This window comes from Xanthomonas sp. 3793, assembly GCF_024806835.1.
Taxonomy (GTDB): Bacteria; Pseudomonadota; Gammaproteobacteria; order Xanthomonadales; family Xanthomonadaceae; genus Xanthomonas; species Xanthomonas arboricola_F.
Genome location: NZ_JANTYU010000002.1, coordinates 160,714 through 175,531, shown reverse-complemented (window position 1 = coordinate 175,531; position 14,818 = coordinate 160,714). Strand labels below are relative to the sequence as shown.

The 14,818-nt window shown below is 64.1% G+C and carries 12 protein-coding genes and 1 tRNA gene; 3 read left to right on the top strand and 10 right to left on the bottom strand.

What is annotated here, in order from left to right:
- Positions 1 to 21 precede the first annotated feature (21 nt).
- On the bottom strand, positions 22 to 579 hold the full coding sequence (locus FHY18_RS07130; RefSeq protein WP_259153109.1) for a hypothetical protein: 558 nt from the start codon (positions 577 to 579) through the stop codon (positions 22 to 24).
- A 9-nt stretch (positions 580 to 588) separates the two neighbouring features.
- Positions 589 to 3,183, bottom strand: a complete 2,595-nt coding sequence (gene acnD, locus FHY18_RS07125; protein WP_259153108.1) for a Fe/S-dependent 2-methylisocitrate dehydratase AcnD — start codon at positions 3,181 to 3,183, stop codon at positions 589 to 591.
- Here acnD and FHY18_RS07120 point away from each other — a divergent pair.
- Complete coding sequence (locus FHY18_RS07120) at positions 3,182 to 3,448, top strand: hypothetical protein (RefSeq protein WP_259153107.1); 267 nt, start codon at positions 3,182 to 3,184, stop codon at positions 3,446 to 3,448. The genes acnD and FHY18_RS07120 overlap by 2 nt on opposite strands.
- Before the next feature lie 23 nt (positions 3,449 to 3,471).
- Here the strand turns inward: FHY18_RS07120 and prpC are convergent, their stop codons facing one another.
- Together prpC and prpB are read right to left on the bottom strand one after the other, a co-directional pair.
- Positions 3,472 to 4,626: a 2-methylcitrate synthase gene (prpC, locus tag FHY18_RS07115; RefSeq protein ID WP_259153106.1), complete on the bottom strand. Its 1,155-nt coding sequence runs from the start codon at positions 4,624 to 4,626 to the stop codon at positions 3,472 to 3,474.
- Between the two features lie 72 nt (positions 4,627 to 4,698).
- The gene (gene prpB / locus FHY18_RS07110) at positions 4,699 to 5,595 is read right to left on the bottom strand and encodes a methylisocitrate lyase (RefSeq protein WP_259153105.1); all 897 of its coding nucleotides are present in this window, start codon (positions 5,593 to 5,595) and stop codon (positions 4,699 to 4,701) included.
- Between the two features lie 146 nt (positions 5,596 to 5,741).
- Here prpB and prpR point away from each other — a divergent pair, with 146 nt between their 5' ends.
- Positions 5,742 to 7,322, top strand: coding sequence for a propionate catabolism operon regulatory protein PrpR (gene prpR / locus FHY18_RS07105; RefSeq protein WP_259153103.1), 1,581 nt, complete (start codon positions 5,742 to 5,744; stop codon positions 7,320 to 7,322).
- Positions 7,323 to 7,578: 256 nt separating this feature from the next.
- Complete coding sequence (locus tag FHY18_RS07100; RefSeq protein ID WP_259153102.1) at positions 7,579 to 9,654, top strand: MAC/perforin domain-containing protein; 2,076 nt, start codon at positions 7,579 to 7,581, stop codon at positions 9,652 to 9,654.
- Positions 9,655 to 9,883: 229 nt separating this feature from the next.
- Here the strand turns inward: FHY18_RS07100 and FHY18_RS07095 are convergent, their stop codons facing one another.
- The 6 genes from FHY18_RS07095 to FHY18_RS07070 all read right to left on the bottom strand — a co-directional run bounded on the left by FHY18_RS07095 (position 9,884) and on the right by FHY18_RS07070 (position 14,669).
- Positions 9,884 to 10,210: a hypothetical protein gene (locus FHY18_RS07095; RefSeq protein ID WP_259153101.1), complete on the bottom strand. Its 327-nt coding sequence runs from the start codon at positions 10,208 to 10,210 to the stop codon at positions 9,884 to 9,886.
- A 409-nt stretch (positions 10,211 to 10,619) separates the two neighbouring features.
- Positions 10,620 to 10,694 (bottom strand) — tRNA-Val (locus FHY18_RS07090).
- A 179-nt stretch (positions 10,695 to 10,873) separates the two neighbouring features.
- Positions 10,874 to 11,227: a PilZ domain-containing protein gene (locus tag FHY18_RS07085; protein ID WP_003483889.1), complete on the bottom strand. Its 354-nt coding sequence runs from the start codon at positions 11,225 to 11,227 to the stop codon at positions 10,874 to 10,876.
- Positions 11,224 to 12,183 carry a DNA polymerase III subunit delta' gene (locus FHY18_RS07080; RefSeq protein ID WP_259153097.1) on the bottom strand — a complete coding sequence of 320 codons (960 nt, stop codon included), beginning with the start codon at positions 12,181 to 12,183 and terminating at the stop codon, positions 11,224 to 11,226. The genes FHY18_RS07085 and FHY18_RS07080 overlap by 4 nt, the downstream gene beginning before the upstream one ends.
- The gene (mltG, locus tag FHY18_RS07075) at positions 12,180 to 13,253 is read right to left on the bottom strand and encodes an endolytic transglycosylase MltG (protein ID WP_259153096.1); all 1,074 of its coding nucleotides are present in this window, start codon (positions 13,251 to 13,253) and stop codon (positions 12,180 to 12,182) included. Before mltG ends, FHY18_RS07080 begins: the two co-directional genes overlap by 4 nt.
- 60 nt (positions 13,254 to 13,313) lie before the next feature.
- Positions 13,314 to 14,669, bottom strand: a complete 1,356-nt coding sequence (locus tag FHY18_RS07070) for an aminodeoxychorismate synthase component I (RefSeq protein ID WP_259153095.1) — start codon at positions 14,667 to 14,669, stop codon at positions 13,314 to 13,316.
- Positions 14,670 to 14,818: the final 149 nt, after the last annotated feature.

The following is a 14,818-nucleotide window of genomic DNA, read 5'->3' as shown; positions in this document are numbered from 1 at the left end:
AAGCATGCAATCCTGCGCAGATCAGAACGGCAAGTGCGCCTGGTCAGGCAGGAGGCCGTCGGGTCGCAACTGCCAACATGCAATGGGGGCACAGTGATACGGCCGCCCACCGCCCTCGACCAGTAACACTTCGGTAGCGTGCCACGTGATGGGCACAATGGGCTGCGTCAACTTGCTCGGCGCCGCATAGCTAATCGTTACGTGCGGCGTATGTCCGCTCGCAACGTGAAAGCCTTCGGCACGTAGCGCTGCTGCGATAGCAGCCTGTAACGCAACGAAAGCAGATGGATTGCCCTCTGCCCGAAATGCCCAATGCACTGGGTCTGTTCCGCGACTTGTAATCCGGTTCAAGCAAAACGTGACTACCTGGGCATCGAGGCGATCACCCGCACGTAGCATGGCCGCACGCGCAGCAGGCCCTTCGAACCGATCCGAGACCGACTGATGCCAGTTGTCAGGATCGAAATAGGCATCGCCAAGCATCGCATCGAGACGGTGTGCAGCCACGGCACCGACCATGGCGTCAAGCACCTGCGGTGGCGGCTTGAGCATGAAGATCAATCGCGAAGGGTCGGCCATGATGCTGCCCTATGCGGCCTTGCTTGCCTCAAGAAAATCCTGCGCAAACCGCTGCAGCACACCACCGGCTTCGTAAATAGAGACTTCCTCCGCGGTATCCAGCCGGCAGATCACCGGCACCTGCACCTGCTCGCCGTTGCGCCGATGGATCGACAGCGTCAGCGTGGCGCCCGGCGTGCGCTCGCCGACCACATCGAAGGTTTCGCTGCCGTCGATACCCAGCGTCTTGCGATCGGTGCCGGGCTTGAACTCCAGCGGCAGCACGCCCATGCCGATCAGGTTGGTGCGGTGAATGCGCTCGAAGCCCTCGGCCACGATCGCTTCCACGCCCGCCAGCCGCACGCCCTTGGCGGCCCAGTCGCGCGAGGAGCCCTGGCCGTAATCGGCACCGGCAACGATGATCAGCGGCTGTTTGCGGGTCATGTAGGTTTCGATCGCCTCCCACATGCGCAGCACCTGGCCTTCCGGTTCCAGCCGCGCCAGCGAGCCTGCCTTCACCTGTCCATCGATCACCGCCATCTCGTTGACCAGTTTCGGGTTGGCGAAGGTGGCGCGCTGCGCGGTGAGGTGGTCGCCGCGATGGGTGGCATAGGAATTGAAGTCCTCTTCCGGCACGCCCATCTGCGCAAGGTATTCGCCGGCCGCACTGCTGGCCAGGATCGCATTCGATGGCGACAGGTGGTCGGTGGTGATGTTGTCGCCCAGCACCGCCAGCGCCCGCATCTCGCGCAGGCTGCGCGCACCGGCCAGCGCGCCTTCCCAATACGGCGGGCGGCGGATATAGGTGCTTTGCGGGCGCCAGTCGTACAGCGGGCTCACCCGGAGTCCCTGCCCCACGTTGCGCTTGAACATCGGGTCGTAGACGCTGCGGAAATGCTCCGGCTTGACGCTGCGCGCCACCACCGCATCGATCTCCGCATCGCTTGGCCACAGATCCTTGAGCGTCACCGCCACGCCTTCGGCGTCGATGCCCAGCACATCCTTTTCGATATCGAAGCGCACCGTCCCGGCGATGGCATAGGCGATCACCAACGGTGGCGATGCCAGGAACGCCTGCTTGGCATACGGATGGATGCGGCCATCGAAATTGCGGTTGCCCGACAACACGGCGGTGGCGTACAGATCGCGCTCGATAATCTCCTGCTGGATCGCCGGATCCAGCGCCCCGCTCATGCCGTTGCAGGTGGTGCAGGCGAACGCCACGATGCCGAAGCCCAGCTGCTCCAGCTCGCTCAACAGGCCGGCTTCTTCCAGATACAGCTGCACCGCTTTTGACCCCGGCGCCAGCGAACTCTTGACCCACGGCTTGCGGGTCAGGCCGCGCGCATTGGCATTGCGCGCCAGCAGGCCGGCGGCGATGACATTGCGCGGATTGGAGGTATTGGTGCACGAGGTGATCGCAGCGATGATCACCGCGCCATCTGGCATCTGTCCAGGCACCTCGTCCCATTGCCCCGCGATACCGCGCTGCGCCAACTCACTGGTCGCCACGCGCTTGTGGGGGTTGGAGGGCCCGGCCATGTTGCGCACTACGCTGGATAGATCGAACTGCAGCACGCGCTCGTAGTGCGCCGTCGCCAGGTCGTCTGCCCACAGGCCGGTGTGGCGCGCGTAGGTTTCTACCAGCGCCACCTGCGCATCGTCGCGACCAGTCAGTCGCAGGTAGTCGATGGTCTGCCGGTCGATGTAGAACATCGCCGCGGTGGCACCGAATTCCGGCGTCATGTTGGAAATGGTGGCGCGGTCGCCGATGGTCAACGCACTGGCGCCGGCGCCGAAGAACTCCAGGTACGCCCCTACCACGCGCTGCCGGCGCAGGAACTCGGTCAATGCCAGCACGATGTCGGTGGCGGTGATGCCCGGCGCAGGCCGGCCGGTCAGTTCCACGCCGATGATGTCCGGCAGCCGCATCCACGAGGCGCGCCCCAGCATCACGTTCTCCGCTTCCAGCCCGCCCACACCCACAGCGATCACGCCCAACGCATCCACGTGCGGGGTGTGGCTGTCGGTGCCCACGCAGGTATCCGGAAACGCCACGCCGTCCAGTGTGTAGATCACCGGCGACATCTTCTCCAGATTGATCTGATGCATGATCCCGTTGCCCGGCGGAATCACTTCCATGTTCTCGAACGCGCGCTTGGTCCACTCGATGAAGTGGAAGCGGTCGGCGTTGCGGCGATCTTCCACATCGCGGTTCTTGGCGAACGCCTGCTTGTCGAATCCTGCGTATTCCACCGCCAACGAATGGTCCACGATCAGCTGCACCGGCACTACTGGGTTGACCTGCGCCGGGTCGCCGCCTTGTTCGGCGATGGCATCGCGCAGGCCGGCCAGGTCCACCAGCGCGGTCTGCCCCAGGATGTCGTGACAGACCACACGCGCCGGAAACCACGGAAAATCCAGGTCGCGCTTGCGCTCGATCAACTGGCGCAGATAGGCCTCCAGCATCTGCGGCTGCGCGCGTCGCACCAGATTTTCGGCGTGCACGCGCGCGGTGTACGGCAATGCCGCATACGCGCCGGGCTGCAACGCATCGATGGCGGCACGTGCATCGAAGTACTCCAACGACGTGCCCGGCAGGGGCTTGCGGTACTGGCTATTCATGGCTGGCGATATCACAAAGCGGGCGGGGTCTGTTGCTGTTGCTGTTGCTGTTGTTGCTGTTGTTGCTGTTGTTGCTGTTGTTGTTGCTGTTGTTGTTGCTGTTGTTGTTGCTGTTGTTGTTGCTGTTGTTGTTGTTGTTGTGGCTGGTGTTGTTGTGGCTGGTGCTGTTGTGGCTGGTGCTTGTGCTGGCATTGCTGTCACCACGTACTGCTCGCCACGCTCCCTTCTCCCGCAACGCGGGAGAAGGTGCCCGAAGGGCGGATGAGGGCGAGTCGCACGCAGCGGCTTTCAAGAGCGCTGATCCAGCGGCACAAACACCTGATCTTCCGGACCGGTGTAATTGGCCGACGGCCGAATGATCTTGCCGTCCACGCGCTGCTCGATGATATGCGCGCTCCAACCTGCAGTGCGCGCCAGCACGAACAGCGGCGTGAACATCGCCGTCGGCACGCCCATCATGTGGTAGCTGACCGCACTGAACCAATCCAGGTTCGGGAACATCTTCTTGATGTCCCACATCACCGTTTCCAGGCGTTCGGCGATGTCGTACATCTTGCGGCTGCCCTGCTCATCGGACAGCTCGCGCGCCACGTCCTTGATCACCTTGTTGCGCGGGTCGGACACCGTATACACCGGATGACCAAAGCCGATCACCACTTCCTTGCGTTCCACACGCGCCTTGATGTCGGCCTCGGCTTCATCCGGCGTGTCGTAGCGCTTCTGCACTTCGAAGGCCACTTCGTTGGCGCCGCCATGCTTGGGACCGCGCAATGCGCCGATGCCACCGGCGATGGCGCTGTACATATCGCTGCCGGTGCCGGCGATCACGCGACATGCAAACGTGGAGGCGTTGAACTCGTGCTCGGCATACAGGATCAGGCTGGTGTGCATTGCACGCACCCACGAGTCCTTCGGCGCAAACCCGTGCAGCAGATGCAGGAAATGCCCACCGATCGAATCGTCGTCGGTCTCCACTTCGATGCGCTTGCCGTTATGGCTGTAGTGGTACCAGTACAGCAGCATCGAGCCCAGCGAGGCCATCAACTTGTCGGCGATGTCGCGCGCGCCCGGATGGTTGTGATCGTCCTTTTCCGGCTGCAGGCAGCCCAGCACCGAAACGCCGGTGCGCATCACGTCCATCGGATGCGCCGACGGTGGCAGTTGCTCCAGCGCGGCCTTCACCGCGGCGGGCACGCCACGCAAGGAACGCAACTTGGCCTTGTAACCGCGCAATTCGCCGCTATTGGGCAGTTTGCCGTGCACCAGCAGGTACGCGATCTCCTCGAACTCGCTGGTGGTTGCCAGATCCAGGATGTCGTAACCGCGATAGTGCAGGTCGTTGCCGCTGCGCCCCACGGTGCACAGCGCGGTGTTGCCGGCGGAAGTGCCGGACAGGGCAACGGATTTTTTTGGCTTGAAACCGGGAATGGCAGTGTCGTTCATGCGATGAGCTCCCAAGCGGTGGCGTGTTGCGATGTCACTGAGGATTGACCAGGTGGACGCAGCAAGCGGCGATCATGCGCCTTTGCGCGCAAACAGTGCATCCAGGCGTTGTTCGTAATCGTGGTAGCCGATGCGCTCATACAGCTCTTCGCGCGTCTGCATCGTTTCCAGCACCGCTTGTTGATGGCCGTCGCGCCGGATGGCGGTGTAGACGTCCTCGGCGGCCTTGTTCGCCGCGCGAAATGCCGACAGCGGAAACAACTGGATCGCCACACCGGCAGCGGCCAGTTGATTGCGGGTAAACAGCGGCGTCTTGCCGAACTCGGTGATGTTGGCCAGCACCGGCACGCCCACCGCATCGACAAAACGCCTGTAGGTCTCCAGGTCGTAGGCGGCCTCGGCAAAGATGCCGTCGGCGCCCGCTTCCACGCACGCGATGGCGCGCTCGATCGCCGCGTCCACGCCTTCCATCTGGATGGCATCGGTCCGCGCGATCAAAAAGAATGCCGGATCGATCTTTGCATCGGCCGCCGCCTTCACCCGGTCCACCATCTCGCCCTGACTGACGATCTCCTTGCCAGGCCGATGCCCGCAGCGCTTGGCGCCGACCTGGTCTTCGATATGGCAGCCGGCCGCGCCCGCCTTGATCAGCGATTTGATGGTGCGCTCGATGTTGAACGCGCTCGGCCCGAAGCCGGTGTCCACGTCCACCAGCAGCGGCAACGCGCAGACATCGGTAATGCGACGCACATCGATCAGCACGTCTTCCAACGTATTGATGCCCAGGTCCGGCAGCCCCAGCGAACCCGCCGCCACGCCGCCGCCCGACAGATAGATGGCCTGATATCCGGCACGCTGGGCCAGCAGCGCATGGTTGGCATTGATGGCGCCGATGACCTGTAGCGGCGACTCGGCAGCCAGCGCCGCGCGGAAGCGGGTACCGGCGGAAGAAATGGGCGAGGACGTCATGGCGATTCCTGGGATGGGATGTTGGGATAAAGCGCAAACACCATGCCAATCGTAAGTGCTTGATTGCAATACAGCATGCCCGTCCATCGTTGCAGATATGAAACGATTGACGCAACATGAAACACCCATGCAACACGCCAACTCCCATGCGTAGCCCCGCACCTGCAGCGCTGGCCGATACATCGCCTCCGGTGATCTGGACCGTCAGCGTGTCGCGGCTGACCGGTCTGCTGGCCGATGTCATCCCCGAATTCGACCAGCGCGCACGCATCGAGCAGATCAACCTCGGCTTTGCCGATGCAGTGGACGTCATCGGCCAGCGCCTGCGCCGCGAGCGCTGCGACGTCCTAGTCGCCGGCGGCTCCAACGCCGCCTACTTGCGCAGCCGGCTCGCGCTGCCGCTGGCGCCGATCCAGGCCACCGGCTTCGACCTAATGGAAGCGTTGGCGCGTGCGCGCCGTATCGCCCCACGTATCGGCGTGGTCACCCATGCCTCCGACGTGCCCTCGTTTCGCGCGTTCCAGGACAGTTTCGATCTGGACATCGAGCACCGCCGCTTCGTCACCGCCGAAGACGCGCGCGACCGCATCGCCGACCTGCGCGCCGGCGGCATTCAGGTCATCGTGGGCACCGGCATGGCGATCGATTTCGCCGAGCAGGCCGGCCTGCCGGGCGTGCTGCTGTATTCGGCCGATTCGGTCCGTCACGCGCTGGAAAACGCCATCGCCCTGGGCAACGCCTCCAGTCAGGAACGCCCAACCGCACGCAGCAACGCACGACGGCTGCGCCGCAGCGAAACCCTGCTCGGCGACGACGCGGCAATGGTGCATGTCCGCGAGCTGGTGCAGTTGTATGCGCCGCACACCGGCACCGTGCTGATCAGCGGCCAGACCGGTACCGGCAAGGAGTTGGTGGCGCAACAGCTGCATGCAGGCAGTCGCCGGCGCGGCCGCTTTGTCGCGATCAATTGCGGCGCCATCAGCGAATCCTTGCTGGAAGCGGAGCTGTTCGGCTACAGCGATGGCGCCTTCACCGGCGCACGCCGCGGCGGCCACACCGGCCTGATCGAAGCCGCACAGGGCGGCACGCTGCTCCTGGACGAAATCGGCGACTTGCCGATGCCGCTGCAGACGCGCCTGCTGCGTGTCCTGGAAGAACGCGAAGTCCTGCGTGTCGGCGCTACCGTGCCAATTGCCGTGGATGTGCGCGTGATCGCAGCCAGCCTGCAGGATCTGCATACGCTGGTCGAGCAAGGGCGTTTTCGTCGCGACCTGTTCTACCGTTTGACCGCACTGCGCATCGCCCTGCCGCCGTTGCGCAATCGCTCCAACGACATCGCGCTGCTGCTGACGCACTATTTTCAGCAACTGGGCAGCATTGCATCGCCCTTGTCGCCCGCAGCGCTGCAGCGGCTGCAGCAACATGCATGGCCGGGCAATGTGCGCGAGCTCCGCAACCTGGTCGAACGCTTATGCATTCACTGGAAGGCGCAAGCGCAGGGCCACCTGAGCCTGGAACAACTCCAACGCTGGGCGCCGGAACTGTTTGACGCACACACCGTCCCTGCACCGCAGGTCCACACCGAGCTCGCAGCATCCCGCCTGCAGCTCACCGCCACAGCGGTGCGTACGGCCCTGGAACACGCCAACGGTAACCGCGCCCTCGCCGCCCAGACGCTCGGCGTCTCGCGCACCACGCTATGGCGCTGGATGCGCGGTGACCACTGAGTCAAGCGCAGATGGCATTACATCCCATTGAATGACGAGATGTCCGTCACTCGCGCTCGTCTTTGGAATCGAACGCGTATCACGCTCCAGGTCTCCTCCAGCGCACAGCGATGACATCACCATCCTGTTTGTGTCGACAGCGGCCGCATGCGTTGGATCCAGCGCCGTATGCTCGATTGGCCCATGGCATGGAAGCGCTACTCAAAACGTAGGCCAGCGCCCTGGGCGAACGTGTCATCACACCTGGAGGGAAGCTGTGAAAATCCGTATTTTCTTGAACGGGAAAGCCATCAGCGAAACACCCATCGATATCGAAAAAAAAACCTTGCAGGAATTGCGAGCCGACATCGACAACCTCGGTCTCCCGCTTCCATCAGCATGGCAGTTCCAAAAAATGAACGATGCACTGCCGATGCAATCGGAGCGCGGAATCCTGGCTGGACTGATCGCCGCCGATGGCAAGATTGCAATCGCGGCCTCGCCAGCCAAGACCTCGGCGAAATCTGCCAACGGCACGGCAAAGCCGGTCGCCAAGCCCGAGTCAGCCGCAACAACGTCGGCCGGTGCTGGCACGCGTAAGGACGCCGATGGCATTCAGCGCCGCCCGTCCAGCCAGGAAAATACGAACGCGCCTGCAACAGGTAAGCCAAAAGCAACTCCAGCCAAACCATCAAGCGCTCCAGCCTCCGAGGGCACTCACACTCCTGCCAAGGCAGCGACAACTCCCGCTCCAACGCCTTCTCCGGTCCGCAAGCGCAATCCGGCCCTGGTCCTCGAGCTGCCGAAGCCTCTTGAGGGCAAGCTGGAGGCGGATCCGTTCAAGTCCTTTGAAGAGCTCTGGAAGTCCGCCCTGCAAGGCGGCGAGGCGATCAAGAGTCCCAGCGGCACCCAGACCGCCTTTTCGGTCTTCGACTCCGCGCGCCGACGCGGGAAATTCCCATTGCTGGTCATGGCCGACAACGCGCTGTCGCTCAAAGACGATGCCATCTCGTTGGGGATGCCCCACGACCCTGGCGCCGACAGCGCAGCCATCAATCAGGCACTGCAAGCAAGCATCCGAATCAACGTGCGCAGCGAGGACGTCAAGGACGTGTGGGCCAGCGAGTCGTTGCTACTGCGCGACCTGCACGGCTCATCCGCATTCAAGCTGGTTTACTCCGCAGGCGCTGAAGGCACCGTGGACGGCATCATGGTCGGGGGCGAAGACCACTTTTCCTATCAAAGCAGCAATCGGCAGTTGACTAAGCAGCGAGAGCGTTCGGTGCATGTCTCCTCCGTGCGCCGGGTGACCAAGGCATCGATCACACTCCCCCGCGAAATCATCCATGTTTCTCGAGACATCCAATCCGTTTTCGAAAATGCATTAGATGCGCTTGAAAGCAGCGCAAACTTCGCTGGTGAAAGCCTGCAAGACCCAGGAAAAGCACTCGAAGATGTCTTGCGCGTGCTTGGGTCGAAGGGCGCGATGATTCCGAGGACTTATCTGCTTGGCGGTCAGATCACCATCAAGGACCAGATGCAAAGCGACCAAACGCTGACCTCCATCGAGGATGAGAAGAAGGTGACCTTTGAGCAGGATGTGGCTGCCGAGGCAAAGCAGGCCGGCGTCAAGATCGATGCGCAGACTCAGATCGGCAATGCAGAGAACAAAGGGACGACCACCAGCAACAGCAAGCAGGCCGCAAGCAGGCGGTTGCATATGATCGGCGGTGCTGCCGGACTGGCGGAGTCGCCTGCCGAGTGGATCAAGTCACTGGAAGATCCGGCCAACTGGGACATCATCGGATACGACAATTGCCTGCCCATCTGGGAATTTTTCGATACCCCACTGCGTGTGCGCTGGAGAACGTTCGCAAACCGCTTCAGGCAGCTATTGGAATCGGAGATCAAGAACGAATACATGAAACACGATAACCTGATCGGCATGCTCAAGGATCGGGCGCGGCTGCAGGAACGTGGTACCGATTCGATCCGTGCATCGTTTGGCATCGCCAACCTTCCCCAAAGCAGCATCGCGCAAGAGACGCCCTGGCAGATCAGTGAGGACTGGAAGATCACCGGCTTTTCCTCCGATAAAGCCGTGCAGCTGAGTCAGGATGAGGTGATCACCTATATTTCCATCTTTACTGTCTTCTCTCCACCAGGTACCTGGCAAGTCACTTCCGGGGGCCTGATGGAAAGCGAGTTACGCATGACGTTCAACCAGGAATCGTTACGCGGCATGTCCTGGCATGTAGACGTGCAGAAGGCCAAGCGCTCCGCCATTGAGGTGGCGCCGCGGTTTCATGCGATCAACGCGCTCTATCAAGCAATGATTGCGTCTCCAAAATAGGTCCGTAAACGCCAGCAGCAGGCGATGCTGCTGGCACCGGGTCCAGTGCAGCAGCATGCCCCCGAATCACGGAGGCAGCGACGCCTACCTGCGCACCCAACCTGGAACAGCGAAACCCGTTGATGCGATAGACAGCAAGCAGCGCCACATCGCATCCACGTAGACACGATCATCGAATGACCACGCGCGGCTTGGCCAGCGGAAAGATCCGTCGACAGCGGATGCACGCTCACTTGACCCGCGTGTACTCGGTATCCCCGGTGCTCAGGCGCCCGGTCGCCTCATCGATCGCGTAGTTGAGCGTGCCGCTACCACTGGACACCTGCAGCACCCCCTTGGTCAGCAGCGCCGGATAATTTCGGGTCCGGACCCCACTGCCGAACAATTCAGGCGTGGTGTCGCGAATGATGAAGCTCTCGCCGTTGTGCTCGATGCTCAGCACATTCTTCTGCGACTTCACGTTGACCCACTTGCCCACATACTGCTCACCAACATCGCGCGCGCACCCGGCCAACAGCAACATCGCAACCAGCGCACTTCCAAGCAGCGTCTTCATCGCCACTCCATCTCGACCCGGGCCTTGCAGGATGGCAAGTCCCTGTCGAGCCCGCAAGGCATCGACCCTAGCGAAAAGTGCTTACCTACGGCGTCTATCGAAACGCAACGCAGGCGTACGCTTCACAGCGACACCGGCCAGGCATTCATGACCGGTGCGATCGATAAAGCCCAGCGCCAAGCCACGCAGATCGCAGACTCTGATCGAACGCACAAAGACGAACATCGCCGTGCCCTTCGCCAAGGCGATCGACCGCACCGCAGGGCCGCTGGGTTCGCGGCAGTGACTGCCGAGCAGTCGATTCAAAGAAGGCTGGCGCGCTGCCGTATCCACAGTCCCCACGGCAGCAGCTATCTTGCGACCATAAAAAAACCGGCTGTCGCCGGTTCTTTATCTGACACTGAATGCATGGTGGGCGGTACAGGGTTCGAACCTGTGACCCTTGCCGTGTGAAGGCAATGCTCTACCGCTGAGCTAACCGCCCGGTGACGCGAGCCGCACATTATAGGGTAGCTGCGGCAATCGTCAACAGGTGTCCATCTGGGCAGGTCGCGTGCCCGCGCCGCAGCCACATCGTCCTTGCTGCGCCCGCGTCTGCAACGGGTTCGGCCGCACTGCAACGCATCCACAGCACGCCGGTTTGGCCGCGCCCACGGCCCCGGGTCACATCGTATGGGTAGGCTTGTCCGAGGTGGTCAGGCCGGCCAGCAGGGTTTCGATCTTGTTGCGCACCGCCTCGCCTTCGGGGCCATCCGGGAACTGCACGCCGATGCCGGCGGCGCGGTTGCCCTGCGCGCCCGCAGGCGTGGTCCAGATCACCTTGCCTGCCACCGGCAGGCGTTCGCTGGAATCGGGCAGGGTCAGCAGCAGGAAGACTTCGTCGCCCAGCATGTAGCGCTTGGGGGTGGGCACGAAGATGCCGCCACCTTTGACGAACGGCATGTAGGCGCTGTAGAGCGCCGGCTTGTCTTTCAACGCCAGCGACAAAATGCCTTGGCGTGCATTCATTGCACTCATCGAGTTCCCCTAGAACGTGGCTGGCGCTCTCCCTCGCGCCAGGCCAGCAGCAATTCCGTCACTGCCAGGTCGGCGCGGACGGTGGTGCGCAGCAGATCGCGCGTGCGATTGGCGGCGTCGAACCAGGTCGCCAGCTTGTGCAACCGCGACGGATCGGTCAAGCCGGCCGAGGCCTGTGCCAACGCCAGGTCGGCCGCATGCCGCAAACGCTGATCGGCCTGGCCGTCGTTGGTCCAGCGCTGCGCAACCTCCACCGCACCAACGCGGCCGCTGGCGATCTGCTCCAGGTCCTGCGCCACTGCGCGACGTACCGCCAGGCCATCCTCGCGCAACCACTGCGCCGCAAGACCGGGATGGCCGCGCGCAGCCTCCAGTGCGTCCTGCGCGGCGCGCTCGCTGACGCCTTGCGCCAGCAGCCAGGCCAGCGCTTCGTGCGCAGGCGGCAGCTTGAATTCCAGACGCTGGCAGCGGCTGCGGATGGTGGCAGGCAACCGCGCCGGCTGCGCACTGATCAACCACAGATAGCGCCCCGGCGAGGGTTCTTCCAGGGTCTTGAGCAAGGCATTGCAGGCCGCGCGATTGATCGCATCGGCCGGGTCGACGATCACCACCTGGGCGATGCCGTACTGCGGCGTCAGCGACAGCTTCTGCGAAATCTCGCGCACCTGTTCGATGACGATCTCCGTCCGCAGCTTGTCGCCGGTGCGGTTGGGAATGAACGAAATCAGCTGCAGGTCCGGATGGGTACCGGCGGCGATCAATTGCCGGGTGCGCTGCGCCAGCGCCGGGTCCGGCGAGCTGGCCAGCACGTGCTCGGCCAAGGCCAGCGCGACTTCGCGCTTGCCCAGCCCTTCCGGGCCGCAGATCAGCAGCCCGTGTCCGAGCCGGCCGGCATCCAGCGCCGCCACGGTCTGGTCGAAGGCGCGCTGCTGCCAGGGCGAAAACGCGGCGGTCATGGCGTGGGCTCCTTCTGCGGCAGGGTCGGCTCGCGGCGACGCTGCAGATAACGCGCCACCGCAGCGTTGTGTTCGGCCAAGGTGGCCGAGAAGGCGTGGGCGCCGGTGCCGTCGCCCACCGCCACGAAGTACAGCGCATCGCCGGGGGCCGGGCGCACCGCTGCCAGCAGCGCCTCGCGGCCGGGCATGGCGATCGGCGTCGGTGTCAGGCCGGTGCGGGTATAGGTGTTGTAGGGCGTATCGGTGGTCAGGTCGCGGCGGCGGATGTTGCCGTCGTAACTGCTGCCGATGCCGTAGATCACGGTGGGGTCGGTTTGCAGCTTCATGCCCAGCTGCAGACGACGCAGGAACACCCCGGCGATCAACGGCCGCTCGCTGCCAAGCGCGGTTTCCTTTTCGATGATGGAGGCCAGGATCAGCGCCTGCTCCGGCGAGGTCAGCGGCACGTTGGGCGCGCGCTGCTCCCAGGCCTGCGCCAGTGCCTTGTCCATTGCCGCGTGGGCGCGCTTGAGCACATCCAGATCGCTGTCGCCGCGTTGATACAGATAAGTCTCCGGCAGGAAGCGGCCTTCCGGATGCTGGTTGGCAACCCCCAGCCGCGCCATCAGCGCGGCGTCATCCAGTGTGCCCAGGGTCTGCTGCAACGGCGTGGCGGTCGCCAGTGCGGCACGCAGCTGACGGAAATTCCAACCTTCCACGATGGTGAAGCGGTACTGGATCACCCGCCCCTGGCGCATGCGGCCGAGCAATTCGCGCGGCGACAGGGCCGGCGCCAGTGCGTATTCGCCCACCTTGAGTTTGCCGGCCGCATCGACCTGACGCGCCAGCAGCTGCCATTCCAGATCGGTGCCCTGCGCAATGCCGGCCTCGCGCAATTTGCGCAAGGTGGCCTTGAGCGAATCGCCGGGCGCAATCACCACGCTGGGCGCGGTGGCGCTCACCGGCGTCTGCGCAAAGTGCAGGTAATGCCGCCATGCCACCAGAGCGGCAATCGCCAGTAGCGCTGCAAGCAGCAATGCCGTGCCCAGCACGGCCAGACATCCGCGTTTGCCAGTCACCGCCACACCCACCTCGTCATTGCTCCATCGCCGCGCAGGATACCGCGCACCGGTGATGTCCCGTTGAAGCGCTCATGTCCGCTCGATCGCGCGCAGCACGCCACGCGCCTTGGCGCGGGTTTCGTCCAGCTCGCGTTGCGGGTCCGAGTCCACCACGATGCCGGCCCCGGTGCGGAAGCAGACCTGGTTGCCGGCCACCTCGGCGGTGCGGATCAGGATGTTCAGGTCCATGTCGCCATCGCGATTGAGCCAACCGAACGCGCCGGTGTAGGCGCCCCGCGCGGTCTGCTCCAGCTCGGCGATGATCTGCATGCAGCGCACCTTCGGGCAACCGGTGATGGTGCCGCCCGGGAACACCGCCGCAATCACCTCGCCCGGGGTGACGCCGGCACGCAGGCGACCGCGTACGTTGCTGACGATGTGGTGCACGTGCGCATAGCTTTCCACCGCCATCAGCTCATCCACCTCGACCGTGCCCGGCGCGCAGATCCGGCCCAGGTCGTTGCGTTCCAGGTCGATCAGCATGACGTGCTCGGCGCGTTCTTTCGGGTGGCCGACCAATTCGCGGATGCGTGCCGCGTCGTCGTCGCCGGCAAAGCGCGCACGGGTGCCGGCGATCGGACGCGTCTGCACCACATCGCCATGCACCGACACCAGCCGCTCGGGCGATGAACTCACCACCGCGCGACCGGCCGCCACGAACACACCGGCGAACGGCGCCGGGTTGGCCGAGCGCAACCGGGCATGCAGCGCCGCCGGATCCACCGCAGCGGCAAACCGTGCATTCCAGGCCCGCGAGATATTGGCCTGGAACACATCGCCGGCATGCAGGTAATCGAGCACCCGCTGCACCGCATCGGTAAAGCGCCCGGGTACGTCTTCCTCCACTGCCTCCGGCCCCGCCCAGGCCGGCAACGGCGGCAGCGCGGCGCAAGCGCCGATGTCGTCGACGATACGGGCCAGCAGATCGTCGCGACCCGGTTCGGCCAGCGCGATGCAGCGCCCTTCCACGCGGTCACGCAACACCGCCGCCGGCGCACGCAGGGCCAGCGCGCTCGGCAGGCGGTCGGTGCGCACAGGCAGCTGCAGGATTGGTTCGACCTGCACGGCCAGTTCGTAATCCAGCAACACCGCCCAACCGCCACGAAACGGCCATACGCTGCTCGCATCGCGCGGCACCCGTTCGGCCTGCCAGGCGGCGTCCAGCGCGTCCAGGAAATTGCTGTCGATCACCCGCCCATCGCCATCGCGCGTGCGCCCGTCCGGATCCAGCCGCAAGCTGGCGCCGTCTGCCAGCAACAGCACGTCCCAGCGCCCGTGCTCGGTGCCGGAGGCGGTGGATTCCAGCAGCGCCGGATAGCGCTGCGGCGCCAGCCGGTGCAGCGCCAGCAAGTCGATGTCCGCGTGCAGTGATCGGGTGAGCGTCATCGGTCCGGGGTGGCGTGGGATACGAAAGCGCGCCGCCCCTGAGAAAGGCAGCGCGCGCAATGACTGGATCAGGGATATGTCGAACCGACACCGTCCACTGGCCGCACGCACGCAGCGCATGCGGCGGCCAGGGACTGTTGCATGATGCG

Coding starts and splice junctions, on each gene's coding strand:
- FHY18_RS07130 (WP_259153109.1), bottom strand. CDS start 579: ATGGCCGACCCTTCGCGATTGATCTTCATGCTCAAGCCGCCACCGCAG.
- FHY18_RS07120 (WP_259153107.1), top strand. CDS start 3,182: ATGGCTGGCGATATCACAAAGCGGGCGGGGTCTGTTGCTGTTGCTGTT.
- acnD (WP_259153108.1), bottom strand. CDS start 3,183: ATGAATAGCCAGTACCGCAAGCCCCTGCCGGGCACGTCGTTGGAGTAC.
- prpC (WP_259153106.1), bottom strand. CDS start 4,626: ATGAACGACACTGCCATTCCCGGTTTCAAGCCAAAAAAATCCGTTGCC.
- prpB (WP_259153105.1), bottom strand. CDS start 5,595: ATGACGTCCTCGCCCATTTCTTCCGCCGGTACCCGCTTCCGCGCGGCG.
- prpR (WP_259153103.1), top strand. CDS start 5,742: ATGCGTAGCCCCGCACCTGCAGCGCTGGCCGATACATCGCCTCCGGTG.
- FHY18_RS07095 (WP_259153101.1), bottom strand. CDS start 10,210: ATGAAGACGCTGCTTGGAAGTGCGCTGGTTGCGATGTTGCTGTTGGCC.
- FHY18_RS07085 (WP_003483889.1), bottom strand. CDS start 11,227: ATGAGTGCAATGAATGCACGCCAAGGCATTTTGTCGCTGGCGTTGAAA.
- FHY18_RS07080 (WP_259153097.1), bottom strand. CDS start 12,183: ATGACCGCCGCGTTTTCGCCCTGGCAGCAGCGCGCCTTCGACCAGACC.
- FHY18_RS07070 (WP_259153095.1), bottom strand. CDS start 14,669: ATGACGCTCACCCGATCACTGCACGCGGACATCGACTTGCTGGCGCTG.